Origin of the sequence: Draconibacterium sp. (genome assembly GCF_041583095.1) — a bacterium.
GTDB lineage: Bacteria > Bacteroidota > Bacteroidia > Bacteroidales > Prolixibacteraceae > Draconibacterium.
Genome location: NZ_JBFHGM010000019.1, coordinates 1 through 16,320, shown reverse-complemented (window position 1 = coordinate 16,320; position 16,320 = coordinate 1). Strand labels below are relative to the sequence as shown.

13 protein-coding genes are annotated in these 16,320 nt (G+C 42.5%); 8 read left to right on the top strand and 5 right to left on the bottom strand.

Annotation, left to right across the window (positions count from 1 at the left end; genetic code table 11):
- The gene (locus ABZB17_RS03285) at nt 1-477 is read left to right on the top strand and encodes a hypothetical protein (RefSeq protein ID WP_372648088.1); all 477 of its coding nucleotides are present in this window, start codon (nt 1-3) and stop codon (nt 475-477) included.
- Between the two features lie 140 nt (nt 478-617).
- Here the strand turns inward: ABZB17_RS03285 and ABZB17_RS03280 are convergent, their stop codons facing one another.
- From ABZB17_RS03280 to ABZB17_RS03265, 4 genes are all read right to left on the bottom strand, one after another.
- Nucleotides 618-2,072, bottom strand: a complete 1,455-nt coding sequence (locus ABZB17_RS03280) for an aminoacyl-histidine dipeptidase (RefSeq protein ID WP_372648087.1) — start codon at nt 2,070-2,072, stop codon at nt 618-620.
- An 80-nt stretch (nt 2,073-2,152) separates the two neighbouring features.
- On the bottom strand, nt 2,153-2,752 hold the full coding sequence (locus ABZB17_RS03275; RefSeq protein WP_372648086.1) for a carboxymuconolactone decarboxylase family protein: 600 nt from the start codon (nt 2,750-2,752) through the stop codon (nt 2,153-2,155).
- A gap of 16 nt (nt 2,753-2,768) precedes the next feature.
- A complete protein-coding gene (locus tag ABZB17_RS03270) occupies nt 2,769-3,800 on the bottom strand; it encodes an AI-2E family transporter (protein WP_372648085.1) in 1,032 nt (343 codons plus the stop codon).
- Nucleotides 3,801-3,958: 158 nt separating this feature from the next.
- Complete coding sequence (locus tag ABZB17_RS03265) at nt 3,959-5,317, bottom strand: saccharopine dehydrogenase C-terminal domain-containing protein (protein ID WP_372648084.1); 1,359 nt, start codon at nt 5,315-5,317, stop codon at nt 3,959-3,961.
- Between the two features lie 604 nt (nt 5,318-5,921).
- Between ABZB17_RS03265 and ABZB17_RS03260 the strand changes: the two genes are divergently transcribed.
- The 7 genes from ABZB17_RS03260 to ABZB17_RS03230 all read left to right on the top strand — a co-directional run bounded on the left by ABZB17_RS03260 (nt 5,922) and on the right by ABZB17_RS03230 (nt 14,678).
- Complete coding sequence (locus ABZB17_RS03260) at nt 5,922-7,490, top strand: hypothetical protein (protein ID WP_372648083.1); 1,569 nt, start codon at nt 5,922-5,924, stop codon at nt 7,488-7,490.
- Nucleotides 7,483-8,205, top strand: a complete 723-nt coding sequence (locus tag ABZB17_RS03255) for a 3-oxoacid CoA-transferase subunit A (protein WP_303918888.1) — start codon at nt 7,483-7,485, stop codon at nt 8,203-8,205. Before ABZB17_RS03260 ends, ABZB17_RS03255 begins: the two co-directional genes overlap by 8 nt.
- On the top strand, nt 8,189-8,845 hold the full coding sequence (locus ABZB17_RS03250; RefSeq protein ID WP_372648082.1) for a 3-oxoacid CoA-transferase subunit B: 657 nt from the start codon (nt 8,189-8,191) through the stop codon (nt 8,843-8,845). The genes ABZB17_RS03255 and ABZB17_RS03250 overlap by 17 nt, the downstream gene beginning before the upstream one ends.
- Before the next feature lie 18 nt (nt 8,846-8,863).
- The gene (locus tag ABZB17_RS03245) at nt 8,864-10,198 is read left to right on the top strand and encodes an aspartate aminotransferase family protein (protein ID WP_372648081.1); all 1,335 of its coding nucleotides are present in this window, start codon (nt 8,864-8,866) and stop codon (nt 10,196-10,198) included.
- A 125-nt stretch (nt 10,199-10,323) separates the two neighbouring features.
- Nucleotides 10,324-11,526, top strand: a complete 1,203-nt coding sequence (gene pcaF / locus ABZB17_RS03240; RefSeq protein ID WP_372648080.1) for a 3-oxoadipyl-CoA thiolase — start codon at nt 10,324-10,326, stop codon at nt 11,524-11,526.
- 110 nt (nt 11,527-11,636) lie between these two features.
- The gene (locus tag ABZB17_RS03235; protein WP_372648079.1) at nt 11,637-13,178 is read left to right on the top strand and encodes an aldehyde dehydrogenase family protein; all 1,542 of its coding nucleotides are present in this window, start codon (nt 11,637-11,639) and stop codon (nt 13,176-13,178) included.
- 147 nt (nt 13,179-13,325) lie between these two features.
- Nucleotides 13,326-14,678 (top strand): saccharopine dehydrogenase C-terminal domain-containing protein, encoded by a 1,353-nt coding sequence (locus ABZB17_RS03230; RefSeq protein WP_372648078.1) that lies wholly within the window; start codon nt 13,326-13,328, stop codon nt 14,676-14,678.
- 51 nt (nt 14,679-14,729) lie between these two features.
- Here the strand turns inward: ABZB17_RS03230 and ABZB17_RS03225 are convergent, their stop codons facing one another.
- Nucleotides 14,730-15,386: a hypothetical protein gene (locus ABZB17_RS03225; protein WP_372648077.1), complete on the bottom strand. Its 657-nt coding sequence runs from the start codon at nt 15,384-15,386 to the stop codon at nt 14,730-14,732.
- Between the last annotated feature and the right edge of the window lie 934 nt (nt 15,387-16,320).

The window sequence follows — 16,320 nt, the reverse complement described above, 5'->3', positions numbered from 1 at the left end:
ATGCGAATAGTGGGGATCTTTTTATTGCTAGTCTTGGGTTTAACTACACAGGCACAAACCGACCAGAAAGTATCAACTTTGATTGACGGGAAAGATTTTCCAAACCCGGTTTTTATATCGCCCGATCCGCCAAAGCCCATAAAAGGTTGGGAGATGACAAACGTTTCGGAAGAGAATGTGCTAAAAGGGGAATATCCGGGGGAGATTATCAAATTCCGTTTTAAAGGAACTGCGGTTGGAATTTTGGTTTACTCTGATAACAATTCGGGAATAGTTGAATACAGCCTTGACGGACAGCCCTGGTTTGAATTGGATGTTTATTCAAATAAGCCAGCTGCAACATTAAAAGGTTTTACGTTGGATAAGGATTTGAAACACCGAAAGCATACGCTGCAGATCAGGGTTATCGAAAAAAAGAATCCTGAAAGTTCAGGTAGCAGCATTACATTAAGATCATTTTATTTTAATAAAGAATAAAAAGCTGAATCTCAATTACCACATACGTCATTCTGAACTTGTTTCAGAATCTGAATACAATTGAGTGTAGACCCTGAAACAATTTCAGGGTGACGTTTCAAAAGAGGCTCTAAAATAGAAACAGATTTTTCCTGCAAAGATTATTTTATATTTTCAAGCACATCAACCAGGTGTTTCCAGAATTTTTCAGTGGTTGAGATGTCCAGTCTTTCATCGGGCGAGTGAGCTCCTTTGATGGTTGGCCCAAATGAAACCATGTCGAGGTGCGGGTATTTTTCAAGGAATAATCCACATTCCAGTCCGGCATGAATCGAGCGAACAACCGGCTCAACACCAAACAGCTTTTTGTAAGAATCAACAGTGGTTTTTAAAATGTCAGAATTCGGATTTGGTGTCCAGCCCGGATAACCGTCGCTGTGTTTTACTTTTGCCCCGGCAAGGTTGAAAACCGATTTTACAGTTTCGGCGGCATAATATTTACGACCTTCAATTTCGCTGCGCTGACTGGTAGTTACCACTATTTTATTGTCGTTGGTAAATTTTACCGAGGCCAGGTTGGTTGAAGTTTCCACCATATCTTGCATACGCGAACTCATTTCCAAAACACCGTGCGGACAAGCATACACTGCATTTAAAAGTTTGTTCTGCGTATCGGAATCAACAACAAAAGCAGGTAGTTCAACTTCTGCACAATTGATTTCCAATTTTGGCTCGGCAAACTGGAATTCATCTTTTATCGAAGCCGCCATTTTGTAGAAAGAAGTCAATACTTCATCTTTTTTTCCGGCAGGAATGGTAATAATGCCAAAAGCTTCGCGGGCAATGGCATTACGTAAATTTCCGCCGTTAAAATCGGCAAGGCGTATTTCAAAATCCTCGTTCCAATTCCATAAAAAGCGGTTGAGGATTTTGTTGGCATTTCCACGGTTTTTATGAATATCGTCGCCCGAGTGTCCTCCCAAAAGTCCGCTAACTGAAACTTTTATTGCTATTGAGTTTTTATCTGTCTCTTCCTGCTCGTAATCAAAAGTAGCCAGCGTGTCAATTCCTCCGGCACAACCAATAAACAGTTCGCCTTCGTCTTCCGAGTCGAGGTTCAGTAAAACCGAACCGGATAAAAAGCCGGGTTGCAGGTTAAAAGCTCCTGTTAATCCGGTTTCTTCATCCACTGTTATCAAACATTCAATTGGGCCGTGTTTTAGTTCTTTTGACGTAAGTACAGCCAGTTGGGCTGCAATACCAATCCCGCAATCGGCTCCCAATGTTGTTCCGTTGGCTTTTACCCAACCGTCAACTATGATAGGCTCTATGGCGTCGTTATCAAAATCAAAAATTTTATCCGAATTCTTCTCGCAAACCATGTCCATGTGCGTTTGCAGAATAACAGTTGGAGCCTGCTCCATTCCTTTGCTGGCAGGCTTTTTAATTACTACGTTCCCAATTTTATCGGTGTGTGCTTCCAGTTTGTTTTCATGGGCAAAATCGAGTAAATATTGTCTGATTTTTTCCTCTTTTTTCGATGGCCGTGGTACCTGGCAAATGGCTTCGAAATAATTAAAAAGAGGCTGTGGCTTTAACGCTGCTAATGTTTTCATTATCTAAAAATTTAGAAGTACAAAGTTGGAAAAATGAAAAGAAAAATTTGTTGACGGATGACAGGTCTGCAACGGTATTATCAATACGAGTGCTTCCCTGTATTCCAACCTTTTTTGCCAAGCAGTTTCTCCCCCGAATCTATTGCTCCGCTCTCAATTTCGGTTCCCACAGAATCGTTCCAACGGTTGAGATAACCAAATAAAGCAACTACTCCGGTAATCTCTACAATTTCACCTTCATCCCAAAATGTTCTTAAGTTTTCTGCAATTTGGTCATCAACACTATTTGGTATAATGGATGCTGCAAATGCAAAATCAAGGGCGGCCCGTTCAGCTTCAGAGAATGCTGCGTGTGTTTTATAATCCCAAATATTGTCGAGTTTTTCCTGTTCAGCACCATAACGTTCTGCAGCTCGTATGGCGTGTGCCTGGCAATAACGGCAGCCCGCTGCATTGCTGCTAATATAGGCGATCATTCGTTTTAACGCACTGGTAACCCGACCTTTGTTTTCCATCACGGCTTTATTCATTTCTATAAAAGCATAGGCAATTCGCGGCCGGTGATGCATGGTTTTTACGCTGTTGGGACAGAAACCAAGCGTTTCTTCGTAAAACTCGATTAATTGTTGTAATTCCGGATCAGAGTCTCCGGTTTTTGGAGCTACTAGTGGTTGTTTCATTTTCTTAAAACAGATTTTATTCGTTAATGGTGCCGCGTTGGCTTAATAAAATGGCGAACGGACGTGTGCCCGGAAATTCGGACATTATAATGATGAGGATAACAGTGATTGGTACACTTAATAACATGCCTGAAATTCCCCAGATTACACCCCAAATGGCCAGTGTAAGAAATACCACGAGCGGGCTTATGTTTAGTGAATTGCCCATTAATTTAGGCTCGATAAAGTTGCCAACAACCAATTGAATGGCGCCAACAATTGAGAGGACTAAAATTCCGGGAGTGATTTCGCCGAACTGTAATATGGCGAATATGGCCGGAAATGCAGTGGCAATAAGCGATCCGATGGTGGGAATAAAGTTGAGCACAAAAATGAGAAAGGCCCAAAATAGCGGCGCATCGATACCAATAAAAAGCAAAGCAAAATAACTCAGAAAACCGGTAAGGAGACTGGTCAGGGTTTTCAGTGCCACATAGTTTCCGATGGAGTGATCAATTTTATCAACCAGTTTTTTTACATGCTCATGACGTTTCTTGTCAGGGTACATTGCTTTTAGCTTTTTAGGAAATATTGGCTCTTCCAGCAATAAAAACAAAAGATAAAGTAATACGGTAAATGCGTTACCAAACAGCCCTGTTAAGGTACTTAACAGCGATGAAAGAATGCTCCCGAAGTTCAGGTCTTTAGCAAAATTTCCGGCCATATTCATCAGGTCGATTTCGAATTGCTGGTTGATCTGCTGGGCTATTTTATTTACGTTGGCTTCGTATACCGGTAAGGTAGTCGACAGCGTTTTAATGTTTTTCGAAATCATGGTAACGGCCAGTGTCAAAAAGCCAATCAATACCAATGCTGAAAACAGGGTGATGATCCATTTGGGCATACGGCCAATGAATCTCACTTTCACCAGTAACTTTTTAATTACCCGGATAAGAAACCAAAACAGAATGGCCAAAATAAACGGGATAATAATTGACTGGGCATAAATACAAACCACAACAATTGTGATAAGGATCAGGAAAATATAAATCTTTTTGCTTGTTTCCATGAGGTAGAAATTAATTGGGGAAAATACAAAAAACTTCGTTGCCCGTTTACAATGGCTTTCGCAAACTTGTTCAGAAAGGAACAATAAGTATGCTAGAGGCTTTAAAATTCAGCCACTGGCCGGGCTTTTGTTTTCCTTATATTATCCTCTATTTCATATCAGCAACTGATTTTTGCCGATTCTTTTAAGCCCCATTCTTCTTTCATGGCAATTCCAAGTTTCTCCAGTTCTGTTAAAACAGGCTCATAAATACTTTTCGAAACCGGAATTTGAACGCCCTTGTTTGTAATTTTTCCATCCAGAATCATTTTAACTGCAATGGCTGCCGGTAACCCAACAGTTCTCGCAATCGATGTATCTTCTTTAGTGGCAAAATCAAGCAGTCGTGATTTAACAACTTCGGTGCTTCCGTCGGCATTTTCAACCAAAAACGAGTGAAGCATAATAACCATATCGCGGGCACCTTCGGGCAACATCATTTTTTTGAGCATCAGGTCGGCAACCATATCAAAGTTTGAGCCTTCGTCCATTGCAACCATATAATCGCTGAAAAGCCACAACCATTCCATTGCTAAAATTGCCGGGCTGTCAATTGGCAGCCGCAGTCGCTCAGCAGCTTTTTCTTTAATGTTTGCCGGATAAACATCCAGCTGGCGTGCCATAATTTTTTTATAGGTTTTTCCGGCAAAATTTTGTTTGTCGTACGTAACCAATCCAAGTGTTTTTATGGCATCCATAATTTCGCACCAGTGAGGGTAACGGAAAGTTCCGCGGTACATGGTTGCAACATCTTTCAATCCGTAGATATCGATATACGCCAGCGAGTCGCGATTTGGGTATACCTCCATCTCTCCAATTTCGGGGAAATCAATTTTTAGTGGATTTTTAAAAAGATTTTCAGAGGGGAGCTCAATAACTTCTCCACCTTTTAAATATTTTGCGCCGTTATTTCCGGCCATAATCACACCTTTTGGCGACCATGAAAATTTGTATTTGAACGGATTGTCAGCTTCTTCGGGAGCAGCCAATGCACCGCATAACGAGTAAAATTCTTTAATCCTACCACCTTTGTCTTTCAGCTTGTCGATTATTCGCATGGCCGTCATGTGATCAAATCCCGGATCAACACCAATCTCGTTCAGAACAATAATACCGGCTTTTTTCGCTTCTGCGTCCAGTGCCTTCATTTCTTCAGACACATACGATGTTGTTACCATGTTTTTTTTGTGTTTAATACACAGTTTGGCAACTGTTACATGATAGGCATAAGGCAGCAGACTTACGGTTAAATCGTGAGATGCAATTAGCGGATCAAGTTGAGTAAGATCATCGGTGGTCCATTGCAGCGCTTTGCCGTTGGCACGGTTTCTTATTAATTTATCGGCTTTGGCAAGTGTGCGGCTGGCAATGGTTAATTCTATTTGGTTTTCAAGAATATAATCGGCAAGTGGTTTGGCTACCATCCCGGCGCCAAGTAATAGTACTTTCATCGTATTAAAATTGTTTTTAAAAGGCATAAGATGGAACTCGCATGATAGTTATAATGCCTATTTCTGACAGTCTTTTTCATGCTCGTTTCATTTTTTCTGCTTTCTGTTTGTTTCCAATTATTCAAACGAAATTAATAGAAATTCGTTCGATAATTTTCACCCTGGTTTCTATCTGAATTTATTGTCCTGATCAAAAAAAATGGATTTTTAATTGATGCAATAAACTTCTTTTTTTCAGCCCCTTAAGTTGCTAAAAATTTACTGAACAAAAGATGATATCTACCATTTTTATAAATTATGGTAAAAATCATGGGCTTCTGACTCAAATTTTTATAAATTGTGCACATGGTACAATCGTATTCATGTCCTGTATTTTTCTATCTAGGCATGCCGGAGTGCCTCGATGATGATACGGTTTCACATTAGCTGCAACCGCAGTTATTTTTATTCCATAACTCTTATTGACGCTTGTCAATGTTTTTTACTGTATTAATTCCTTTCAAATCGGTGTGTCGATAAGACGGATTCGGAATGAAGCGCAACAGCCGTACAACATGGTTCGTATACAACTGTGTATGTGCTATTGTGTGTATTATGAAATTTTCAATATGAACTTTTAATATCAAAAGAGATGATTAGTACGAAGGAGTCATTGAATATTGCAGAAATGATGCGTGCTTACGATTTTACGCCCGAAACAATACAAACCATTAATAACGAGGACCTTTTGCCTGCCGGTTTAGTTCGGCGTTTACAAAAATGTTATCCTCAGTATTCCCGGTTTTCAAAACAAAAGGACCCACTTTTTAAAGGAAAAACACATTACTCAGGATTAAACGGTTTTCGCGAAATTTTACAGGTGCTAAAAGCTAACGGTGTAGAGCTCGACAACATAAAAGAACGCGAGTTTTTTCTTGAAGTTTATCGTTTTATGGCTACCAAACATATTCTGAATACAATTGATTGGAGCAACTATAAAAATGATCCGAATTATTACCTCGTATTTCCGCAGCCTGATATGATTAACAAAGCGGATGTACAGAAATACCTGGACGCCGACAGCGATGATGAACGACGAAAAGTTGTTGAAGCCTACCAGTTAAAAACCAATCCGCACGACGGGAAACAGAAACTAAACAAACCTTTCTTTTATAACGAAGAGGGGCAAATAGAAATTCTGGAAGGAAGCCAGCACAAGTACCCGCCAATTAAACTGATTCTGGATGCCGGAACACAAAACTGTTTTGCATTTTGCACTTATTGTTTCCGGCATGCACAGGTTCGCGGAGACGAGGACATGTTTGTGCAGCGTGATATCAACCAGGTGCACAAGTACCTGAAAAAGCACAAGGAAGTCACCGACATTTTGATTACAGGTGGAGATGCTGGGTACATTTCTTACAGGCGTTTAAAAGAATACCTCACGCCAATTCTGGAAGATGACGAGCTTTTGCATATCCGTACGCTGCGAATCGGCTCACGGGCTATTACTTTTCATCCTGAGCATTTGCTGACCGATCAATTCAAAGAAATACTGGAACTGCTGAGAATGACCGTTGAAAATGGTGTTCAGGTAGTTTGGATGTCACATACATCAACACCGCGCGAAATCCTGAATCCTGGGGCAATTGCCGCCATTCAGCGACTAAAAGAATACGGCATTAAAGTGAAGAGCCAAAGTCCGATTATGAACACCATTAGTTTGTATAAAGATGAAAATGGGAAAGTGGATGTTGATCGTTCGTCACAAAACTGGATAGATTTGGGCAATGTACTGGCCATGGTTGGAATTGGTTTCCATTCGATGTACTGCGCACGGCCAACAGGCGAGCATCATCATTTTACGGCGCCTTTAGCCGATATCACAAAAGTATTCAATAAGGTGTATCGTAGTCTGGCGTCGATAAATCGTCCGTCACGTTATATCACCATGACTTCTTCTGCCGGAAAAACTTCCCTGATGGGAACAACCGAGATTGATGGCGAAAAAGTGTTTGTACTCAAATTCAACGAAGCCCGGAACATGGAGTGGATGGACCGCGTATATTTTGCAGAGTATGACGAGCAGGAAAATACGATAGAAAAATTAAAGCCTTACAAGGCTGACAAATACTTCTACGAAGAAGAACTGGAAGAGATTGAGGGCAGACTGGAAGAGGCTTTGAAAAAAGAATCGTTAAAAATGGCAAGCCATGATTAACAAGATCGTGAATTCGGCAAAAGAAGCGGTTGCCGGAATTTTTGACGGAGCAACCGTAATGATAAGTGGTTTTGGAGAAGCCGGTAGTCCGGTGGAGCTTATTCACGCGTTGGTTGATCAGGGAGCAAAAGACTTGACAGTGGTAAGCAACAACGCTGGAAGCGGGCATGTTGGGCTGGCAGCACTTATCGAAAACCGTCAGGTTAAAAAGATTCTCTGCTCTTTTCCGCGTACTGCTATTTCAGTTGTTTTTCCCGAGTTATACCGGGCCGGTGAAATCGAGTTGGAACTGGTGCCTCAGGGAACGTTAGCTGAACGCATTCGTGCAGGCGGCGCAGGAGTTCCGGCATTTTATACACCGGCAACTGTAAATACTCCTTTGGCAGAAGGGAAAGAAGTTCGCGAGTTTAATGGTCGGCAATACGTAATGGAAGAAGCTATTCAAGCCGATTTTGCTTTGGTGAAATGTGCTGCTGCCGATAAGTACGGCAATCTCATTTACAACAAAACAGCCCGCAATTTTGGGCCGGTAATGTGTATGGCTGCAAAAACTACCATCGTTCAAGCCAAAAAGGTGGTTGAGCTTGGAACTATTGATCCGGAACATGTAGTAACACCGGGAATTTTTGTTCATCGCGTAGTGGAAATTTCCAATCCGGCAGATGAATCGAAACTGGTTGCCGAAAATGTAAAGTACCATGGAATCAGACAATAAAATTATAGGTTGGAGCACCGGCGAAATGGCACAAAAAGTTGCCATGGATATTCATGATGGTGCGTATGTAAATCTAGGGATTGGCATTCCTGAAATGGTAGCCGGATTTATTCCTGAAGGTCGCGAAGTGATCTATCATACCGAAAATGGTCTGCTTGGTATGGGAAAAGTCGCTGATGTGGGTAGTGAAGATCCGGAGCTGGTGAATGCAGGCAAAAAATACGTCACAGCTATTCCCGGCGCAGCTTATTTTCATCATGCCGACAGTTTTGCAATGATTCGCGGCGGCCACATCGATGTATGTGTGTTGGGAGCTTACCAGGTTTCGGAAGAAGGCGATTTGGCCAACTGGTCTACCGGAAATCCAAATGATATTCCAGCTGTGGGAGGTGCTATGGATTTGGTGGCCGGGGTGAAAACCATTTATGTGATCACAAAACACACGACCAAAACCGGCGAATCGAAAATTGTAAAACAGTGTACTTATCCTTTAACAGGGAAAAATGTGGTGAGTCGAATCTATACCAATTATGCGATAATTGATGTCAAAGAGAAACAGCTTTACGTGAGGGAACTCGCTCCCGGAGTGAGTTTCGATTTTTTGCAGAAACATACCGAAGCAACGTTGCATCAGAAATAAATCAGTAAGTACAGAAAGATGGCTAAAAAAGAAAATAGCGAAGAAATATATAACAAGGCGCGTCAGGTAATAAGTGGCGGGGTAAGCCGGAATACCGTTTTTCGGATGCCTTATCCGAATTATGCCAACAGTGCCTCAGGTTGTTACATTACCGATATTGATGGCACAGTTCGCACCGATTTCGCCAATAATATGGCAGCATTAATTCACGGGCATTCGTTTCCGCCAATTATCGATGCGGTTATCGAACAGTTGAAGAAAGGAACGGCTTACACGCTCGCTTCCGAAATTGAAGTTGCTTTTGCCACTCACCTGATCGAACGCGTGCAGAGTTTTGAGCGTATTCGTTTTATGAATTCGGGTACCGAAGCGGTAATGGCCATGATAAAAGCTTCGAGGGCGTTTACCGGCCGGCCAAAAATTGCAAAAGCCGAAGGCGCTTATCATGGTACTTACGATTTTGCGGAGGTGAGTCAAATGGCAAATCCAACAAATTGGGGGAAGGAAGATCAGCCCAGCAGTGTTGCACTTGCTCATGGAACACCACAATCTGTAACCAAAGACGTGGTTATTTATCCGTACAACAACATTGAGCGAACGCTGAATATCTTGGATAAACATGCGTCAGATATTGCCTGTGTTATCGTCGATCCTGTTCCTCACCGCGTAGGTCTGGTTCCCGGGAAGGATGATTTTATAGAAGCGCTTTACAGCTGGACCCGGAAAAACGAGGCTTTACTGGTTTTTGATGAGGTGATAACTTTTCGGGTAAATTATGGCGGGGCACAGGAAAATTATTCGGTGAAACCGGATTTAACGTCGCTTGGGAAAATTATCGGCGGCGGATTTCCTGTTGGTGCTGTTGCCGGAAGAGCCGATGTGATGCAGGTTTTCGATCCGCACGAAAAGAATCTTTTATTGCCTTATTCCGGAACATTCTCGGCAAATCCGATTACTATGACTGCTGGTTATCAGGCCATGAAGTATTATGATTCGGAAGCGGTGAGGCAGCTAAATCTACTTGCAGATGTGGCGGTTAAACAGATTCGCGAAGTGATAAAACTTGCTGATGTTCCGGTTTCGGTTACCGGCGCCGGTTCAATGTTCAGGATGCATCTTCGTCCCGATCCGCCAACAACTTACCGTGAGGCTTATATGGACAAAGAAGGCAAAAAGCTGGTTAATGAATTGCTGGATTATATGTATTACAAAGAAAATACGCTGATGATCAACACTTTTTCGTGTATGCTTTCAACGGTAATGACACAAAAGGAAATTGACCGACTCTCTGAAGGATTGCACCGGGCGTTCACAACATTTAAACCAAGGATTGAAAAACTAAATAATGATTAACGATTTGAGATTAACGAATAACGATTTGAGATTTGCAAGGTACAGGTTGAAGAATAGCCTACTGTCATTTTGCTTTTTGCCTATTTCTTCTCAGTACTCAAAGTCTCGATACTAAAATCTAAAATATGAATGACGTTTTTATTTGCGATGCGATACGCACACCGGTTGGAAAATATGGAGGTTCGCTGTCGGCGATCCGGGCAGATGATCTGGCGGCCATTCCAATAAAAACTTTGCTGGAGCGGAACGATCAGATCGAACCGGCAGCTTTTGATGATGTAATAATGGGATGTGCCAACCAGGCAGGAGAAGACAACCGGAATATTGCCCGAATGGCTTTGCTTTTGGCTGGAATGCCGGAGTCGGTTCCCGGAGTAACAGTAAACCGTCTGTGCTCCTCGGGCATAGAAGCCATTGGAATGGCAGCTCGCGCCATAAAAGCAGGCGAGGCGGAGCTGATGATTGCCGGCGGAGCAGAAAATATGTCGCGGTCGCCATTGGTAATGCCAAAAGCTACAGAGGCTTTTTCGCGAAATGTAGAAATATATGACTCAACCATCGGCTGGCGTTTTGTGAACAACAAGTTTCAGGAAAAATATGGAACAGACCCGCTTATTTGCACGGCAGAAAATCTGGCCACAGAATTCAGGATAAGTCGTGAAGATCAGGATCGTTTTGCACACAACAGTCAGTTGAAAACGGCTGAAGCTCAGCAAAACGGGGCACTGGCCAGGGAAATAATTCCGGTTTCTATTCCGCAGCGAAAAGGAGATCCGATATGCTTTGAAATGGATGAACACCCGCGGTTAACATCGCTCGAAAAACTGGCATCATTAAATCCGGTTTATGGACCGGGAGCCACAGTTACTGCAGGCAATGCATCGGGCATTAACGACGGGGCTGCAGCTGTAATTGTAGCTTCGGAAGCGGCAGTTAAGAAGTTCAATCTTACTCCGAAAGCCAGAATTTTGGGCACGCTGGCAGCTGGTGTACCACCACGTACGATGGGAATTGGACCGGTACCTGCCACCAATAAGCTTTTAAAACGATTGGGAATGAGACTGGATCAGATGGATATTATCGAATTAAATGAAGCATTCGCCGCTCAATCGCTGGCCTGCATCCGTGAGTTTGGAATGGCAGATGATGATCCACGACTGAATCCGCTTGGCGGAGCGATTGCACTCGGACACCCGCTGGGAATGTCGGGAGCGCGTTTGGTTACAACAGCAATTTATCAGTTGCAAAATTCAAACTCAACATATGCGCTTTGCACTATGTGTGTTGGAGTTGGTCAGGGGCTTTCAATGATATTAGAAAAGGTGTAGTAATATATTTAGCATTAGCTTGATGGGATTTTCCCCTTGAGGGGAAATGCCGATAGGCAAAGGGGTGATGAAAATTTAAAACGAAAAAGAACAACTAAAAAATAAAGACAATGAAAATTGACATCTCAAAAGAATTAAAACAGTTAGGAATTAGTGAAGTTAATAATGGTGTTTGCACCGGAACCGAATGGAAAACAACGTCCGGTGCAGCTGTTGAATCGTTTTCGCCATCGGATGGAGAATTGATTGCAACCGTCAATCAGGCAACTGCTGCCGACTACCACGAAGTGGTGGAAAAAGCAAAAGATGCGTTTAAAGTGTGGCGAATGGTGCCTGCTCCCAAACGTGGCGAGATTGTGCGCCAGATTGGTTTGGAACTTCGCAAATACAAGGAGCCGCTTGGAAAATTGGTGTCGTACGAAATGGGTAAAATCTACCAGGAAGGTTTGGGCGAGGTGCAGGAAATGATTGATATCTGCGATTTTGCTGTTGGTCAGTCGCGACAGCTATATGGTTTCACCATGCATTCCGAGCGGGAAAAGCACCGTATGTACGACCAGTATCATCCGCTTGGAATTGTGGGTGTGGTTTCGGCGTTTAACTTCCCGGTTGCTGTTTGGGCATGGAACGCAATGATCGCTTTGGTAGCGGGTGATGTCGTTATTTGGAAACCATCATCAAAAGTATTTTTATGTGCTATTGCCGTTCATAATATTGTTGCTAAAGTTTTAAAAGAAAATGCTATTCATGAAGGCGTTTTGAGTCTGGTAGCAGCAGGTTCACGCGAATTGGGCGACGAGTTTTTTAGCGACAAAAATATTCCGTTGGTGTCGTTTACCGGCTCAACAAAAATTGGTAAAAAAGTTGGCGGTCTTGTTGGTCAGCGTCTGGGAAAAACAATTCTGGAACTTGGCGGAAACAATGCCATAATAATCACTCCTGAGGCCGATTTGGAAATGGCGCTTCGGGCGGTTGTTTTTGGAGCAGTTGGTACTTGCGGTCAACGTTGTACTTCCACCCGCCGGATTATCGTTCACGATTCGGTTTACGATAATTTTAAAGAGCGCCTGGTAGCTATATATGAAAATTTACCTATCGGTCATGCTTTGGATGAGAAAACATTGGTTGGTCCGCTGGTTGATCGTTGGGCTGTGGATACTTATTTGGCTGCTATTGAGAAAGTAAAAGCTGAAGGTGGGAAAATACTGATTGGCGGAGAAGTACTTTCGGGAGAAGGTTACGAATCAGGTTGTTTTGTAACTCCAAGTATCGCCGAAGTAGAAAATCATTACGAAATCGTTCAGGACGAAACATTTGCTCCACTACTTTATATGATTCGTTATTCCGATCTGGATGAGGCCATTCGTTTACACAACGATGTGCCGCAGGGATTATCATCGGCAATTTTCTCAACCCATATGTTGGAAACCGAGAAATTCCTGTCGCACGAAGGATCGGATTGCGGAATTGCCAATGTAAATATCGGTACGTCGGGCGCCGAAATAGGCGGCGCTTTTGGTGGCGAAAAAGAAACAGGTGGTGGTCGCGAGTCGGGCTCCGATGCCTGGAAAGCCTACATGCGCAGACAAACAAACACCATAAATTATAGTACAGAGCTTCCGTTGGCTCAGGGAATTGAGTTTAATGTGTGAAATAAATCGAAGATGTAATGCGATGCATTATTTCACTGGGTGAATGTAAATTGACGAACGAAGCCCCGAAATTGGAAGATATTCATCGGATGACTTCAAGTCATCCGATGAATAAATAACAGGGTTCGTAGCTAATAGCTAAAAAGTATGAAAAACATATTAATTTTTGGAGCCGGTAGGTCGAGCGTATTTTTGCTCACTTACCTGGCTGAACGCGCATCAAAATACAACTGGCACATAAAAGTTGTTGACGCCGAAGAAAGCGGTTTAGCCAAATCGTTAAAACTGGCTTTTTCCATTTTGAATGTGCGCGATGAATTTGCCCGCGATCAGGAAGTTCGCGAAGCCGACCTGGTAATTTCCATGTTGCCTGCACGCTTTCATAAACTGGTGATGCAATCTTGCCTGAAATATTCGAAAAGCCTGTTTACCGCTTCGTACGAGAGTAAAGAGATACAACAGGTTGAAGAGGACGTGAAAAGTAAAGGCTTGTTGTTTCTAAACGAATGTGGTTTGGATCCTGGTTTGGATCACATGTCAGCCATGCGTGTGATAAACCAGATTAAAAAGGAAGGCCATCAGTTGCAAGCTTTTGAGTCGTTTACCGGTGGTTTGGTCGCGCCCGAATCGGATGATAACCCGTGGCACTACAAGTTTAGCTGGAATCCGCGAAATGTGGTGTTGGCAGGGCAGGGCGGACCTGCAAAATTTATTCAGAAAGGAAAGGTAAAATACATTCCGTACAACCGTTTATTTCGCAGAACGGAGTTGATTGAAATTGATGATTATGGCTGGTTTGAAGGCTACGCCAACCGCGATTCGATGAGTTATATCGATAAATATGGATTGCAGGAAGTACCCACTGTTTTCCGGGGTACTTTACGTCGTCCGGGTTTTTGTAAGGCGTGGAATGTGTTTGTGCAATTGGGAGCTACCAGCGACGATCACTACATCGACAATGTGGAAGACATGACTTACCGCGAGTTTATCAACTCCTTTTTGTATTACCATCCTGCAACTGTCGATCTGAAACTGTACCATTCGATGCAAATTCCTATGGATTCGGAGATCATCCCGAAGCTTGAGTGGTTGGGAATCTTTGATAACCGAAAAATTGGCTTAAAACGTGCAACGCCAGCCCAGGTAATGGAAAAACTGCTTTCGGAGAAATGGCAGTTGATGCCCGAAGATAAAGACATGATCGTGATGTGGCACAAGTTTGAATACCTTGATCGCGACACCAAAGAAAAAGTGGAGAAGAACAGCTCGTTGGTGGTAATTGGCGAGTCGGGAGAGAAAACAGCCATGGCAAAAACCGTTGGTTTACCGCTCGCAGTTGCAGCCAAATTATTTCTAACCGATAAACTGAACCATCGTGGAATCTATATACCAACGCATCCCGATATTTATGAACCAATTTTGGACGAACTGGAAAGTTTTGGTATCAAATTCACCGAAAAAGAGAAAAGGGCGTTTGTACAAAGTTATACCGAAGCATAAAAAAGCCGCTGGCGATTACAGCTAGCGGCTTATAACAGGTAGTAATATGGTTTATGAACGAACCAGTATTCCTAATTTTTCAAGGTATTGTGCTTCATCGTCTTCAAAAATTAATTTTGCCAAACGGGTAAGTTCGTTACAGGCTTCTTCCAACTCATCGAGTTTCGTATTTCGCTCCTGTGTAGCAACCTGAGCATCTCCACTTTCCCGTTCGCGCACCTCTTTTAGTCCATCAAGGCTGTTGATATCTTCTGCCAGAGAGCTGATCGATTCTACGGTATACCCAAATGGCAGTAACCGTGAAATTACTTCAGCATTTTTTAGTAAGGTTTGATAGAAATACTTTGCACCACTTACAAAATCAGCATAACGGCTAAAATCGTCGCGGTACAGTTCAAGTTTAGTGGCCTCATGCGATGTGCTCGGATAGAAGAATTTAAGTTTGTTACGAAGTGCCTTAAAATCACCCCTGGCTTTTTCTTTGGCTTCGGAAAATGCATCGCTGGCATTTCTCCACTCGCCTGTTTCCTGCTTTTGTTTGGCAAAAAGTGCTTCTGTTTCGTTGTACAGGTTTTTCAAACTGTCCATTTTTTCGGCTGTGTAGCCAAATGGAGCAATACGTGTGCTGATAACTTCGTCTTCCGCTGCATTCCATATTTTTATGCGGCAGCGTTCCATTACATCGTTCATCGATTGGTTTTTTCCCATATCGTAAAGTTTTAAGATTAATATTTTTCCTTTTTCAAGGAATTTAACTTTTCACCGAACAACGAATGAAGCTGAAGATTGAATTGAGGGCTTCATGAAGCGGTGTTACGGTGGTTTGGCTGTTTAAATTACAAAAAAAGCGGTATTGAACAAAAGATAGGTAGGCTTGCTTTTTGATAAAGTATGTATGCTCAGCATATTTGTATCATTGCTCAGCGAAAAAGTATGTATGCTCAGCATAAAAACGGCCTTGCTCGGAAAGAAAATATGTATGCTCAACATATTTTACATACCGCTTTTCCTTTTATTGGGTGTGCTCGTTTGTTTTATCCCTCGCTATTGTAAAAAGGAGGTGTGCTCAAGCTTTTTTGCCGGTTGTTATTTAGGGCTGGTACACTATCTTTTTACAGAAGGCGCATGGTTTGGCTTCTTCTGCCTTTGATGTAATACCGCAAGGTGTCCTGAAAGGACAAAATTTAATTAACCACCGGTACTAACCGGTGGTAGTTCAACAGCATCGGCTTCAGCCCTAAAGGGGTTGAATAATGTAGCTTTAATCATCTGGTTTTTAGCCGTAACTTATTTTGGAAGTCATTGCTCCCTACATCGTTTGTTGAAATATGTTCAACCCCTCCGGGGCTGATGTATCACGGCAGAACTTTCCGTGCGCTTCACACACGGTTATTTCTATTTAGTTCTTTCAGAACAGTTTTTTTTTTTTTGAAGAAGGATCGGTTGCACTTATCGGTCTCAACCTTTTCCAAAGTTCCGAACTTTGGAAAATATTATAACCACGTCAGTTCGAGCTAAGCGAAGTTGCAAACATGGCTTTCATCAACAATTTCTTCCAGGTTGAGTTTCGGTTTCTTATCTAAAAAGGAATAGGCAATTAAAGCAGAGAGCAGGTTGGTTAGAAAGTTTTCAAAGCTACGAT